The following is a 14,161-nucleotide window of genomic DNA, read 5'->3' on the forward strand; positions in this document are numbered from 1 at the left end:
CCGCACAGGACCGAAGGACATCCACTCCATGACTGAGAACCACACAGCCCTGTACGCCGAGCACGAGAAACTGGGCGCCTCGTTCACCGACTTCGGCGGCTGGCAGATGCCGCTCAAGTACGGTTCCGAGCTGGCGGAACACCACGCCGTCCGCCAGGCGGCCGGCCTCTTCGACCTCTCCCACATGGGTGAGGTCTGGGTGGAGGGCCCCGGCGCGGGCGCCTTCCTGGACCACGCCCTGGTAGGCAAGCTGTCCGCGATCGCGGAGGGCAAGGCGAAGTACTCGCTGATCTGCCAGGAGGACGGCGGGATCATCGACGACCTCATCGTCTACCGCCGCGGCGAGGACAAGTTCCTCGTGGTGCCGAACGCGGGCAACGCCCCCGTCGTGGCCGAGGAGCTCCAGCAGCGTGCGGAGGGCTTCGACGTCACTGTCACGAACGCCTCGGCCGAGACCTCCCTCATCGCGGTCCAGGGCCCGAACGCGGAGGCCATCCTCCTCACCCTGGTGCCGGAGGACGAGCACGAGACCGTCACCGGTCTGAAGTACTACGCGGCCGTCGAGGTCACCATCAATGGGGAGTCCCTCCTGCTGGCCCGCACGGGCTACACGGGCGAGGACGGCTTCGAGATCTTCGTGGCCAACGAGTCCGCTCCGGCCCTGTGGCAGGCGCTCCTGGCCGCCGGCGAGGGCCACGGCCTGGTGCCGGCCGGTCTGGCGTCGCGTGACTCGCTCCGCCTCGAGGCCGGCATGCCGCTCTACGGCAACGAGCTCTCCCGGGAAGGCACCCCCTTCGCCGCGGGCCTCGGCCCCGTGGTCGCGCTCAAGAGCAAGGACGGCGATTTCGTCGGCCGCGCCGCCCTCGAAGCCGCCAAGGAGAACGGCGTGGGGACCACCTCGGGCCGCCGCCTGGTGGGCCTGAAGGGCTTGGGACGCCGCGCCGGCCGCAGCCACTACGACGTCCTGAAGGACGGCGTCGTGGTGGGCGAGGTCACCTCCGGCCAGCCCAGCCCGACCCTCGGATATCCGGTGGCTCTGGCCTACGTGGATGTGGCTTACACTGAACCGGGCACCGCGCTGGACATCGATCTGCGCGGCAAGGCGGAACCGTTCGAAGTGGTCTCCCTGCCCTTCTACAAGCGTGAGCGTTAGGCGGTAAGAACCGTGGCCGTTGGTGTTTTTGAGCTCTTCAAGATCGGCGTGGGCCCGTCCAGCTCCCATACCGTGGGGCCGATGCTGGCGGCCGCGGTCTTCGCCCAGGAGGTGCGCGACGCCGGCCTGCTGCCCCGCGTGGCGGGCCTCGGCGTCGACCTCTACGGCTCCCTCGCAGCCACCGGCCGGGGGCACGGCACCTTCACCGCCGTGCTCCTCGGCCTGGAGGGCTACTACCCGGACCGCATCCTGCCGGAAGAGGTGGAGGAGCGGCTCGCCGCGATCGAGGAGAGCGGCACCGTCACCTTCGCCGGTGAGGTGCGCCTCGAGTACGGCGTCGCGGACATGATCCAGCACCCGCTGACCGTGCTCCCGCGCCACACCAACGGCATGAAGTTCGCCGTGAAGGACGCCGACGGAGAGATCCTCCACGAGGCCACCTTCTTCTCCGTGGGCGGCGGATTCATCGTCCGCGAGGGCGAGGAGCAGCAGGCCAAGCAGGAGCTGGAAGAGTCCAAGAAGGAGCTTCCGCTGCCGTTCCGCACGGCCGCCGAGCTGCTCGGCCGCTGCCACAGCAAGGGCCTCGGGATCTCCGACATCATGCTCATCAATGAGAAGGCGAGCCGGACGGAGGAGGAGATCCGCGAGGGCCTGCTCAAGATCTGGGCCGTCATGGAGGCGTGCGTCGAGAAGAGCATCCACCGCGAAGGCCTGCTGCCCGGCGGCCTGAACGTCCGCCGTCGCGCTCCCGACTGGCATGATCGCCTCCTCAAGGAGGACAAGGACCGCGACCCCAAGTACTGGCAGGAGTGGGTCAATCTCGTGGCCCTGGCGGTCAACGAGGAGAACGCGAGCGGCGGCCGCGTCGTCACAGCGCCCACCAACGGCGCCGCGGGCATCATCCCGGCCGTGCTCTACTACGCGCTGAACTACGCTCCCGGCATGGAGAACGCCACGCAGCAGGACAAGGACGACGTGGTGGTCAGGTTCCTGCTCGCCGCAGGCGCTGTCGGCGTGCTCTACAAGGAGCAGGCCTCCATCTCCGGCGCCGAGGTCGGCTGCCAGGGCGAGGTCGGGTCGGCCTCCTCCATGGCGGCCGCGGGACTCGCCGAGGTCATGGGCGGCACCCCCGCACAAGTGGAGAACGCGGCGGAGATCGCGATGGAACACAACCTGGGTCTGACCTGCGATCCCATCGGCGGCCTGGTCCAGGTGCCCTGCATCGAGCGCAACGCCATCGCCGCGGCGAAGGCCATCAACGCCACCAAGATGGCCCTCTGGGGCGACGGCACGCACCGCGTCTCGCTGGACGAGGTCATCATCACGATGCGGGAGACCGGCAAGGACATGTCCACCAAGTACAAAGAGACGGCGCTGGGCGGACTCGCCGTCAACGTCGTGGAGTGCTGAGGACGCCTTCCCAGGCGTTCCCGGGACACGCCTGGGAGCAAGATCACCTCTGAGCCGACCAAGGCTCCGGGGCGGCCACAGGGGGGCGGATCCCCGCCGCCCTGTGGCGTTCCGGACGGCGCTCTGAGACCCGTTCCACAGCATCCGGACAGGGGCCGCCGGATAGACTGACGACAGCCGTTCAGCCACTTCAGGATTGGAAGCCGTGACCTTGCGAACCTTCACCGCCCGCTTTGCCACCGACGATGAGATCGCGCGCTGGGACGAGCTGGTCACGGCCAACCCGAACGGCGGCAATCTGCTGCAGTCCGAGGCCTACGCGTCGGTCAAGAAGCACTACGGCTGGGACATCCGGCACGTGGTCCACGAGTGCGCGGAGTACAGCAGCTACAACCTGGTGCTGGAGAAGCGCATCCCGCTCCTGGGCCGCTACTGGTACATGATCAAGGGCCCGGACGTCTCCGGAGTCCAGGATCTCCCGGGGATCTTCACCGCCAACGCCGAGTTCGTGAAGCGTGAGCGCCTCGGAGTCTTCGCCATCAAGATCGAACCGGACATCGTGGCCACCGACACCTCGCGCGCCGTCCTCAACGGCCTGGGCGCGCTGAAGATGCCGAACCTGCAGCCCAACGACCACACGGTCATCCTGGACATCTCGCCGGAGACCGAGGACATCCTCAAGAGCTTCTCCTCCCGCGGCCGCAACGCGGTCCGCCGTGCCCTCCGCGAGGGCGTCGAGGTCCGCAAGGGCCAGGCCACGGAGGAGGACTTCCGCGCGATGTACTCACTCATGAACGGCACCCTCGAGACCAAGGCCACCGTCCGGCCCCGCGAGTACGACTACTTCCGCCGCTTCTGGGGCGGCTTCATGGAGCGCGGGCAGGGCCACCTGTATTTCGTCCACGAAAACGGTGTGCCTTCGGTGGGAGCCTTCGTCATCAACTACGGCCACAAGGGCACGTACAAGGACGGCGGATCGCTGCAGAAGCGGAACCAGTACGGTGATTCGCACCTGGTCCAGTGGCAGGCCATGAACGACATGAAGGCCCTCGGCTGCACCGAATACGACCTGTGCGGCACCCCGCCCGCGGCGAGCATCAAGGATCCGGAGCACCCGCACTACGGGCTCGGCTTGTTCAAGACCAGCTTCTCGAAGACTGTCACGGACTTCGTGGGATGTTATGACCAAGTGCTCAGCCCCCTGAAGTACACAGTGTGGGCAAGGATCGGTGAACGGGTGGTCCGCCAGATCCACACCCGTCGCACCGGCCAGCAGTTCTACTGAGCCGCACCGCGGCACCGAAGCGCAGGGAGTCCTCATGAACGCCAGAGAGCCGCACCGCAGCGATCCGGACGCCAGGACGACGTCCGCCGCGAAGAGCACGCAGCACGGCGACGACGGCGCACAGCCGCCCGCCGCCGACCCGCGCCCCGCCCAGGGCGCGGCGCAGTCCGGGGAGGGCGCGACGTCGTCGTCCGGCCCGCGAACGGACCGCCCCCTGGACGCCGCAGGCCCGATGCCGCGTGTGCCCGTGTCGAACGCCCCTGTGCCGAACGCACCTGTGCAGAGCGCCGGCACGGGACGCATCCCGGTCCCCGTCCCGGCGCGGCCCGCCGCGGGCGCCTCCTCGCCCCGCACGCCCGGCCGGACTCCTGGCCGCACGCCCGGCCCCGCACGGTCCGGAACGAAGCCCGGAAAGTCCCCGGCCGCACAGTCCCGGCCGACCACGGACGGTCTGCCCAAGACCGAGCCGCTGACCCCGGCTGAGTTGCGCGCCACCACGTCGGCCAAGCGCATGCTGCGGAACCTCGTGCGCGGCGAACAGCCCCCGACGGCTCCGCTGAGCATCGTGGACCGGCTGGCCGGCAGCCCGTACGCCAACCCGACCATCCGGGTGGGCGGCGTCGACGAGTCCGCGCGCAAGACCATCGACTTCGCGCTCCGCCTGGCCGAGACGATGTTCCGGTACGGCGCCGGCGCCCTCGAGGTCGAGACCAGCATCATCGCGGTCACGGCGGCGCTGGGGCTGAAGAACGTCGAGGTGGATATCACCAACCAGTCGGTGTCCATCAACTACGCCCCGAAGGACCAGACCCCCATCACGCTCCTGCGCGTGGTGCGGTCCTGGACCAGCAACTATGCCGGACTGTCCGAGGTGCACCAGCTCGTCTCGGACATCGCTGCGGGTGGCGTGAGCCGCAAGGAGGCCAACAAGCGGCTTGATGAGATCCTCAAGAGGCCCAAGCCCTTCGCACGCTGGATGGTCACCCTGGCCTTCGGCGTGTTCGCCGCGGCCTTCGTCGGCGTGCTGGGCGGCGGCCTCCTGGCCTCGTCGATCGCGTTCGTCTCCTCGCTCGTGGTCGACCTCGTGTCCCGCCAGCTCGCTCGCTGGCGCGTCCCGGACTTCTACGCGACGGCGGCGTCGTCCTTCTTCGTGACGTTCCTGGCCCTGCTGCTCTGGCGGTTCGGGGCCAACATCGCGCCGTCGATCGTGGTGGCGGGCGGCATCCTGCTCCTGCTGCCCACGGGTCGGCTCGTCTCCGCGGTGCAGGATGCGATCAACGGCTTCCCGGTGACTGCCGCCGGGCGTCTGCTCTCGGCCATGCTGACGTTCGGGGCAATCGTGTCCGGCATCGGTGTCGCGTTCGTGGCCGGGAACCTCACCGGCATGCCGGACATCAACGTCACCGCGACCTTCCCGCCGGCGTACGACTTCTGGTTCCAGGTGGTTCTGGTGGCCGTGTCCCTCGTGGCGATCACCGTGACGGAGCAGTCGCCCGTGCGGCTCGTGCTCCCGACCATGGCGGTGGGGATCATCGGGTACTTCGTGCTGCTGGGCGTCGGCCAGATCGGAGTGGGGGACCGCATGGGTCCCGCGGTCTCGGCCGTGGTGATCGGATTCCTGGCCCGCGTGGTGGCCCTGCGGATGGGCGCCCCTCAGCTGGTGGTCGCCGTCCCTGCGGCGCTCATCCTCTTGCCGGGTCTGCGGATCTTCCGGTCCATGTACACCCTCACGATCAACGGGGACGACTTCCTCAACGGCGCGGGCGGCATGCTTAATGCGGTGGCCGTGGTGCTGGGGATCGCCGCGGGCATCGTGCTCGGCGACAGTCTCGCCCGGCCGCTGACGTCGGGACTGTCCAGCAACGAGCGCCGCAGGACCCGCCGCCGCTGATCCCTCCACTCATTGACTGTCCCCACCTGCTCCCAGGGCTCGTGCCTCACCCCGGGGCCCTCGCCGGTGTGGGCCCACCGTTAAAGGCCGAAAACCCCCGGAATCCGGGGGTTTTCGGCGTCCTATGGAGCAGTCGATCAGGGTGGGATGTCAGATCTTGCCGATCTCCGTCTTCTTCTCGGCCTGGAACTGATCTTCGACCCTGCCGTACGCCCAGTACCCGGAGATCGACAGGTCCTTGCGGTCCAGGCCGCGCCTCTTGATCAGTTCGTCGCGCAATGCCTTGACCAGCCCGCGCTCCCCGTGCACGAACGCCTGGACCTTGCCCTCCGGGAACGCGGCCGCGGAGACGGCGTCGACCAGCACCGTGCTCTCGCCGGCGGGCACGCCGCGGCGGAACTGCCAGGAGAGCTCGACGCCGGCGGGCACCGTGAGCTCCTGGACATCGGCTTCGGTGTCCACTTCGATCAGGGCCAGGCCGCGCGCGTCGGCCGGCAGGGCTTCCAGGGCTGCCGAGACGGCGGGCAGCGCCGAATCGTCACCCAGCAGGAGGTGCCAGTCGGCGTCGGGGCTGGGGGAGTAGCCGCCGCCCGGTCCGCGGAAGGTGAACCGGTCGCCGGGGACCGCGCGGGCCGCCCACGGACCCGCGAGCCCCTCGTCGCCGTGCACCACGAAGTCGATCGACAGTTCCTGTGCGTCCAGGTCCACGTGACGGATCGTGTAGGTCCGGGTCACGGGCTGTTCCGCGGGGGAGAGGTTCTCCTGCGCCCAGGCCGGGTCGAACGGATCCGGGTAGGTCACGCCGGGGCGGGGGAAGGCGATCTTGACGTAGCGGTCCGTGTAGTCGTTCAGGACGAAACCGGCGAATCCCGGGCCTCCCGCATGCACCCGCACCATGTGTTCGCTGACCCGTTCGGTACGGAGCACCTCGAGGGTGCACCAGGGCTTCGACGGGCGGCGCGCGGGGGTTTCAGTCATGAGGTGAGCCTACCCTAATGACCCGTCAGGGCCCGCCTCGATCCGGGCTCAGAGGCTCCAGTCGACAGGTTCGGCCCCTTGCTCGGCGAGCAGCTCGTTGACCTTGCTGAAGGGCCGCGAACCGAAGAAGCCGCGCGAGGCAGAGAGAGGGCTGGGATGGGCGCTGCTGACCGTCGGGCAGCCGTCCAGCAAGGGGGTGACGCTCTCGGCGTCGCGGCCCCAGAGGACCGCCACGAGGGGGAGACGCTTCCCGTCCGGAGTCCTGCGCACGACGACGGCCCGGATCGCCGCCGTCGTGAACTCCTCCCAGCCGCGCCGGCGATGCGAGCCGGCGTTCCCGGCCTCGACGCTGAGCACCCGGTTCAGGAGGAGGACGCCCTGGTCGGCCCACCGGCTCAGATCGCCGTGGACCGGCGTGGGGAGGCCCAGGTCGTCGTGGAGCTCCCGGAAGATGTTGCCCAGGCTGCGGGGCACCGGACGGCAGTCCGGGGCCACCGAGAAGGACAGCCCCATGGCGTGACCCGGCGTCGGATAGGGGTCCTGGCCCAGGATCAGAACCTTCACGGCATCGAGCGGGCGCCGGAAGGCCGTGAAGAGCGCCGGCGCCGGGGGGAGGATCCGTGAGCCGTGTTCCTCCTCGATCGCGAGCCGGCGGATCACTTCGCCGACCACGGGACCCTCCTCCGCGAGAGCCTCGGCCCAGCTCGGGTGCAGGGCGCCGCTCTCCACGAGGCCGTCCCAGCCGCCGTCGGCCAGTTGACGGAAGGAGCCGCTTCCGCCCGCAACGTCGCCCGGGCCGGTCTCCTCTCCGGGGAAGGCGAAGGCCTCCTGAGAACCGAAGGGGCTGGGGGCGGGGCTGCGCTGGTCCATGCCCTTGATTGTGCCAAATGACATCGTTGTGATTTCGGATCTATCATGGAAAGGACGCACGGTGAAGGGAGGAAACATGGCCGAGGCAGCAGTGTCGCCGGATGGTGTTCCGGCCCACCCTGGATTCCCGGAGGGGTCGCAGCCGACTCCGGGATTGTCGGAGCGTGACCAGCGGATCCTCGAGTTCGAACGGTCCTGGTGGAAGTACTCGGGAGCCAAGGAACAGGCCATTCGTGAGCTGTTCGATCTCTCCGCCACGCATTACTACCAGCAGCTCAATCAGGTCATCGACAGCCAGGCCGCTCTGGCGCATGACCCCATGCTCGTCAAGAGATTGCGTAGACTACGTACGTCGCGCCACCGGGCCAGGACTGCTCGTCGCCTGGGCAACGGCGCGTGAACCTGTAGGACCACCTGCCACTCCGTGAGGACGCGCCTCGATGACCAAATACGCCCGGGACGAATTCGATGATGTGCCGGAAGGCACCGAACGCCGCGGGGTGCACCGTGTCGCCAGGGCCTCCGCCGGCGCCGCGCTGCGTCCCCTGCTGGCGACCGGCGTCGTCTCCCTCCTGATCGGCCTCGTGGCCTACTTCGCCTTCCCGTCCATGGGAGTCCGCGCCGAGGCCAAGGCCTCACCGTCCGCCTCCTCGAGCGCTTCGGCGAAACCGTCCGCCAAGCCGTCGGCGAAGCCTTCCGCTCCGTCCGCTTCGCCGAGCGCGACCACCCCGTCCGCTCCGCCCACGACCACGGCCGCCGTGGACAAGTCACGCCCCGTGTCCGTGTACAACGGCACCACGACTCCGGGCCTCGCGGCCGGCTACGGCGCCAAGGTCACGGCCGCCGGCTGGACCCTGGGACCCGTCGGCAACTGGCAGGGCGTGGCGCAGCCGAGTTCGGTGGTCTTCTACAGCGCCGAGAGCCTCAAGGCGTCCGCGACCGAGCTGGCCGGCGCCCTGGGGATCGCCCGGGTCGAACTGGCCTCGAACCTCCAGGACCCGCTCGCCGTGGTCCTGGGTCCGGGTGCCGGCTAACCGACCCCTTCCGCCGGTCGTCCCCACCGGGGATCATCGGCCGGGCCTTTCCCACTGCTGTCGCGTGACCGGCCGCGTTGAGCGGCTCCCGGCGTGCGTGTGCCGCTCTCGGCACTCCCGGCGCGCGGTTCGTGGATGCCGGGGCAGGTCACACGCTGCTTCCGCAGGACCCGGGGCCGTCGGGCCCTGCCGGATGGTGTGGAGCGACGCGGTCCCGAGGTTTCGCCGCTGGCGTGAACGCCTTGCACTCACCTGGCGAGAGTGCTAATTATGGAGTTAGCACTCCGGAGTGCCGACTGCTAATGAATCCGTTCCGCGGAGGATGGCCGGCCCGCCGGAGAGAAGGCAACCCCGGTCTCAATGAGGCCCGGTGCGCCGGCGTACGGATGCCGGCGGGCCGTGCCGTCCGTCGCGGGCATTGGGCAGCCAGGACCCTTCATCCCTCAACGACAGTCCGGAAACGTACTGACCCGAAAGGACCTTTGCCGTCATGGCCAAGATCATTGCATTTGATGAAGAGGCACGCCGCGGCCTGGAGCGGGGCCTGAACATCCTCGCCGACGCCGTCAAGGTCACCCTGGGCCCGCGTGGTCGCAACGTGGTGCTCGAGAAGAAGTGGGGCGCTCCCACGATCACCAACGATGGTGTGTCCATCGCCAAGGAGATCGAGCTCGAGGATCCCTACGAGAAGATCGGCGCAGAGCTGGTCAAGGAAGTCGCCAAGAAGACTGACGACGTCGCCGGTGACGGCACCACCACCGCCACCGTGCTGGCTCAGGCTCTCGTGAAGGAAGGCCTGCGCAACGTCGCCGCCGGCGCCGACCCGCTGTCCCTGAAGCGCGGCATCGAGAAGGCCGTCGAGGCCGTCACCGCGGAACTGCTCGGCTCCGCCAAGGAGATCGAGACCAAGGAAGAGATCGCCGCCACCGCGTCCATCTCCGCCGGTGACGCTCAGATCGGTGAACTGATCGCCGAAGCCCTGGACAAGGTGGGCAAGGAAGGCGTCATCACCGTCGAGGAGTCCAACACCTTCGGTCTGGAGCTCGAGCTCACCGAGGGCATGCGCTTCGACAAGGGCTACATCTCCGCGTACTTCGTCACCGACGCAGAGCGCCAGGAGACCGTGCTCGAGGATCCCTACATCCTCATCGTGAACTCCAAGATCAGCTCCGTGAAGGACCTGGTCGCCGTCCTGGAGAAGGTCATGCAGGCCAACAAGCCGCTGCTGATCATCGCCGAGGACGTCGAGGGCGAGGCTCTGGCCACCCTGATCGTCAACAAGCTCAAGGGCACCTTCAAGTCCGTCGCCGTCAAGGCTCCGGGCTTCGGTGACCGCCGCAAGGCTCAGCTGGCCGACATCGCCATCCTCACCGGTGGCAACGTCATCTCCGAGGAGATCGGCCTCAAGCTGGACGCCGCCACCCTGGCCGACCTCGGCCAGGCCCGCAAGGTCGTCGTCACCAAGGACGAGACCACCATCGTCGAGGGTGCAGGCGACGCCGAAGCCATCGCCGGCCGCGTGGCTCAGATCCGCTCCGAGATCGAGAACTCCGACTCGGACTACGACCGCGAGAAGCTCCAGGAGCGCCTGGCGAAGCTGGCCGGCGGCGTGGCCGTCATCAAGGCCGGTGCGGCCACCGAGGTGGAGCTCAAGGAGCGCAAGCACCGCATCGAGGACGCCGTCCGCAACGCGAAGGCCGCCGTCGAGGAAGGCATCGTCGCCGGTGGTGGCGTTGCTCTGATCCAGGCCGGCGCCAAGGCGTTCGCCAACCTGCAGCTCGAGGGTGACGAGGCCACCGGCGCCAACATCGTCAAGGTCGCCATCGACGCCCCGCTGAAGCAGATCGCCTTCAACGCAGGCCTCGAGCCGGGCGTCGTCGCCGACAAGGTCCGCAGCCTGCCTGCCGGTCACGGCCTGAACGCCGCCACCGGCGAGTACGTGGACCTGCTGGCCGCCGGCGTCAACGACCCGGTCAAGGTGACCCGTTCCGCTCTGCAGAACGCGGCCTCCATCGCCGGTCTGTTCCTCACCACCGAGGCAGTCGTGGCCGACAAGCCGGAGAAGAACGCTCCGGCCGCCGGCGCCGACGAGATGGGCGGCATGGGCGGGTTCTGATCCCCTGCTCTGCTCGCCGGTGTCTCACCGGACAGCGCACGACGGCGGGCCGCACCTTTCGAGGTGCGGCCCGCCGCCGCGTTTAAGGGCTGCGGTGGAGGGCCGTCTCTCAGGCGGTGCCGGCGGGCTGCGTTTGAGGGTGGTGTTGGAGGACTGTGTATGCGGCCTGTGCGCACGTCGGAAGCCGCAGCGGCCGCGTCCGGGTGTGAGGCTGGATGACGGAGGCCTTGTGGCAGGATTGTCGGGTGACGATTACGGCTGCTGCAGATGGTTCCGCGCTGGGCAATCCTGGACCCGCGGGGTGGGCCTGGTACATCGACGATGACACCTGGAGGGCCGGCGGCTGGCCGCACGGCACGAACAACCAGGGCGAACTCATGGCGGTGCTGGATCTGCTCCGCAGCACGGCTCACCGGTCCGACGAGCCGCTGAAGATCCTGTGCGACAGCCAATACGTCATCAACTGCCTGACCAAGTGGATGCCGGGCTGGAAGCGCAAGGGCTGGCGCAAGGCGGACGGCAAGCCCGTCCTGAACGTGGATCTGCTCAAGGAACTCGACGCTGCCCTCAAGGGCCGGAACGTCGCCTTCGAGTGGGTGAAGGGTCATGCCGGACACTCTCTGAATGAGGCTGCCGACGACCGTGCCCGCGCCGTCGCCACCGCTTACCAGCGCGGGGGGAAGTCGATCCCGTCCGGCCCCGGCTTTCCGGGTGCTCAACCTGCTGAGCCCCAGAGCGCGGAAACCCGAGACCTGAGCACCCGACGCCCCGACGCTCGCACCACACCGGCAAGTTCTGCCTTGTCCCAGAACCCGCACGCGGCAACGGGCTCCGCGCCGAGTGCGACGGTCCAGGCTCGGCAGTCTGCTTCTGCTTCTCCTTCCGCTTCTGCGTATTTGTCTGTGTCCGGCGCGGACGAGGCGGAGCCCGATCTGTTCTCTGTCCTGGAGGAGGACTTCCGGGACTCCGCCGGACAGCAGGACGCGGTGGCCACCGTGACCGCACTGGAGAAGCGCCTTCTGGAGCCGTCCGTCCGTGCCGACCTCGGCGAGGTGGCGCGGATCCTGCATCCCGACTTCGAGGAGATCGGAAGTTCGGGCCGCACCTGGTCCCGCGACGAAATGCTCCTCGCCCTGGCCGATGAGGATCACGAGCCGATCGACATCACCCCGTTGTCCGCTTACCGCCTGACCGAGAGCACCATCCTGCTCCAGTACCGGACGCGGTCGGCCGGCCGCACGGTCCTCCGCAGCTCGCTCTGGATCCTGACCGAGCCCGCGGCCTCCCGTGGCACGGGGTCCCCTGGCACGGGAGGCCGCGGCGCCGCGGGCCAGAACGCAGGGCCACAGGACGCCGCCTCTCAGAGCACGTGGCGTCTGCGGTTCCACCAGGGGACGCCGGAGTAAGCAGGCCGCCCGCCAGGGACCCGAGTCCGGGACCTGCGTCCCGAACCCGCGCCAGGGATCACATGGCCCCCGTGTTCCGCGCCGCAGCGCCGTGCTCAGTGAGCGAAGCGCTGCGCGTTCGTCAGCTCGACATCCCGGTACTGTGCCGCGGCCTGCGCGAGGGCCGAGGTGATGGCTGACATGGACGCTTCGACCCGGTTCTGGGTGGCGACCCATTCCGTGACGAGGGACTGGAAGCTGGCGGAGGCGTTCCCCCGCCAGCTGCCTTGCAGGGCGGTCAATCCCTGGTTCATGGCCCTGATGTCCGCGGAGATACGTTCCATCGTGCTGCGCACCCGGCCGGACTGCAGGTGGAGAAGTTCGGTGTCGACGGAGATGACGCTCATGGTGTTCCTTTCGCTGAGACGGACCCTGGAGGGTCTTTGGTTTCAGCCTAGGAAGGCACGTGGCCGGCGGGTTGAGCGCAGTGGCCTATGTGGACAGTGCCCCGTGCGCGCCGTCCACAGACCCGCCGTGGGGGCGCGCCGTCGTCGTGCGGGGAAAGGTGTCGTGCCAAGGAGCGCTCAGTCCGTGACGTCGGCCGAGAGAGCGCCGTCCTCGGAATGGGGGAGCCGGACCTGGAAGGTCGCGCCACCTCCAGGAGTGTCGAGGATCCGCACGGTCCCGCCGTGGCTGCCCACGATGGCGGCGACGATCGCGAGCCCCAGGCCGCTGCCGCCGGTTTCCCGGGTGCGTGAGGTGTCTGCGCGGTAGAAGCGTTCGAAGATCCGGGCCTGATCCTCCTCGGAGATGCCGGGGCCGTGGTCGCGGACTTCCAGCACGGACCAGGATCCGTCTTCGTCCAGCTGGCGTCCCACGGCGAGTTCGAGCGCCGATTCCTCCGGGGTGTACCGGAGCGCGTTGCCGACCAGGTTGCTCACCACCTGGCGGATCTTCGCCTCATCACCCAGCACGGGAGCCGGGACGGGCTGGGCGGAGTTCAGACCCACCAGGCGGACCTCGCGCTGCGGCGCGCTTGCGCGGGTGTCCACCACGGCGTCGTTGCCCAGCAGCATCAGATCGAAGGGCTTTTCCTGCAGTGGCCGCTGCTCGTCGAGGCGGGCGAGGGTCAGCAGATCCTCGACCATGGACCCCATGCGTTTGGCTTCGCTCTCGATCCGGCCCATGGCGGTGGCCACGTCGGCGTCGGTGCGCAGGGCGCCATGGCGGTAGAGCTCAGAGAAACCGCGGATGGTCACCAGCGGGGTGCGGAGTTCGTGGGAGGCGTCGGCCGCGAAACGGCGCATGCGCTGCTCCGAGGCCGTGCGTGCGGCGAACGCCGATTCGATGTTGGCCAGCATGGTGTTCAGCGAGGTCGCCAGTCGCCCGACCTCGGTGTGCGGCGTGCGGATGTCTACTCGCTGGGACAGGTCGCCCGAGGCGATCGCCGCCGCAGTCCGCTCCACCCGCGCCAGAGGGCGGAAGGACCGGGTGACCGTCCAGGTGGCGATGAAGAACGCCAGGATGAGGGTCAGCAACCCGACGCCCACCACCACCAGGATGGCGTGCTCCATGATCTCGTCCACCGGCGCCAGGGGGAGTCCGACCACCACCACGTACCCGTGGCCGCTCTGGTCCACGAACGGCACCGCGACAGCTCGCCAGTCGTGACCCGTGGTGCCCGCGATGTCGAAGGGCTTCCGATGCAGCGAGGTGGCCTGTGCCAGGCTCATCTGCTCGATGTCCGGATAGCCCGATTGATTCGCCCCGGTCCGGTAGACAGGAGCGCCGGGGCGCAGGACCACCACGGAATAGTCGGTGGGGACACTGCTCAGACCGCTGGTCAACTGAGCGTACCCGCCGTACTTCTGCATGCTCGTGGTGGCGACGCTCAGCCGGTCATCGATCTGTGACTGGAGATAGCTGTGCAGCAGCGCCATGGTGCCTGCGCCGGTGGTCACGAGGGCCACCAGCAACAGGCCCATGATGGTTGCGATCAGCTGTGCCCGCAGGGACGCGGACTTCCACCGGCGGAGCAA

At 68.8% G+C, this 14,161-nt stretch carries 12 protein-coding genes; 8 read left to right on the plus strand and 4 right to left on the minus strand.

Annotated features, from left to right (window positions below; genetic code table 11):
• Positions 1-28: 28 nt before the first annotated feature.
• From gcvT to P9849_RS03345, 4 genes are all read left to right on the plus strand, one after another.
• Entirely contained in the window at positions 29-1,153 is a 1,125-nt protein-coding gene (gene gcvT / locus P9849_RS03330) for a glycine cleavage system aminomethyltransferase GcvT (protein WP_278268293.1), read from the plus strand.
• A 12-nt stretch (positions 1,154-1,165) separates the two neighbouring features.
• Complete coding sequence (locus P9849_RS03335; protein WP_144628972.1) at positions 1,166-2,563, plus strand: L-serine ammonia-lyase; 1,398 nt, start codon at positions 1,166-1,168, stop codon at positions 2,561-2,563.
• A gap of 211 nt (positions 2,564-2,774) precedes the next feature.
• Positions 2,775-3,848, plus strand: a complete 1,074-nt coding sequence (locus tag P9849_RS03340; RefSeq protein WP_278269078.1) for a peptidoglycan bridge formation glycyltransferase FemA/FemB family protein — start codon at positions 2,775-2,777, stop codon at positions 3,846-3,848.
• Between the two features lie 34 nt (positions 3,849-3,882).
• A complete protein-coding gene (locus P9849_RS03345) occupies positions 3,883-5,739 on the plus strand; it encodes a threonine/serine exporter family protein (RefSeq protein WP_347567913.1) in 1,857 nt (618 codons plus the stop codon).
• A 150-nt stretch (positions 5,740-5,889) separates the two neighbouring features.
• On the opposite strand, the gene P9849_RS03350 is transcribed toward P9849_RS03345, so the two are convergent.
• Positions 5,890-6,717 carry a siderophore-interacting protein gene (locus tag P9849_RS03350; RefSeq protein WP_278268294.1) on the minus strand — a complete coding sequence of 276 codons (828 nt, stop codon included), beginning with the start codon at positions 6,715-6,717 and terminating at the stop codon, positions 5,890-5,892.
• Positions 6,718-6,765: 48 nt separating this feature from the next.
• Complete coding sequence (locus P9849_RS03355; protein WP_278268295.1) at positions 6,766-7,587, minus strand: uracil-DNA glycosylase; 822 nt, start codon at positions 7,585-7,587, stop codon at positions 6,766-6,768.
• 76 nt (positions 7,588-7,663) lie between these two features.
• On the opposite strand from P9849_RS03355, the gene P9849_RS03360 reads away from it, so the two are divergent.
• The 4 genes from P9849_RS03360 to P9849_RS03375 all read left to right on the plus strand — a co-directional run bounded on the left by P9849_RS03360 (position 7,664) and on the right by P9849_RS03375 (position 12,143).
• Complete coding sequence (locus P9849_RS03360; protein WP_278268296.1) at positions 7,664-7,987, plus strand: DUF3263 domain-containing protein; 324 nt, start codon at positions 7,664-7,666, stop codon at positions 7,985-7,987.
• A gap of 40 nt (positions 7,988-8,027) precedes the next feature.
• Positions 8,028-8,621 (plus strand): LytR C-terminal domain-containing protein, encoded by a 594-nt coding sequence (locus P9849_RS03365; RefSeq protein WP_278268297.1) that lies wholly within the window; start codon positions 8,028-8,030, stop codon positions 8,619-8,621.
• 490 nt (positions 8,622-9,111) lie between these two features.
• Positions 9,112-10,737 (plus strand): chaperonin GroEL, encoded by a 1,626-nt coding sequence (gene groL / locus P9849_RS03370; protein ID WP_278268298.1) that lies wholly within the window; start codon positions 9,112-9,114, stop codon positions 10,735-10,737.
• A gap of 245 nt (positions 10,738-10,982) precedes the next feature.
• The gene (locus tag P9849_RS03375) at positions 10,983-12,143 is read left to right on the plus strand and encodes a ribonuclease HI family protein (RefSeq protein ID WP_278268299.1); all 1,161 of its coding nucleotides are present in this window, start codon (positions 10,983-10,985) and stop codon (positions 12,141-12,143) included.
• A gap of 95 nt (positions 12,144-12,238) precedes the next feature.
• Here P9849_RS03375 and P9849_RS03380 read toward each other — a convergent pair whose 3' ends face one another.
• Both P9849_RS03380 and P9849_RS03385 read right to left on the minus strand, forming a co-directional pair.
• Positions 12,239-12,529, minus strand: a complete 291-nt coding sequence (locus P9849_RS03380; protein ID WP_278268300.1) for a WXG100 family type VII secretion target — start codon at positions 12,527-12,529, stop codon at positions 12,239-12,241.
• A 177-nt stretch (positions 12,530-12,706) separates the two neighbouring features.
• Positions 12,707-14,161, minus strand: a complete 1,455-nt coding sequence (locus tag P9849_RS03385; protein WP_278268301.1) for a HAMP domain-containing sensor histidine kinase — start codon at positions 14,159-14,161, stop codon at positions 12,707-12,709.

This window comes from Arthrobacter sp. Y-9 (assembly GCF_029690065.1).
In the GTDB taxonomy this organism is placed as follows: domain Bacteria; phylum Actinomycetota; class Actinomycetes; order Actinomycetales; family Micrococcaceae; genus Arthrobacter_E.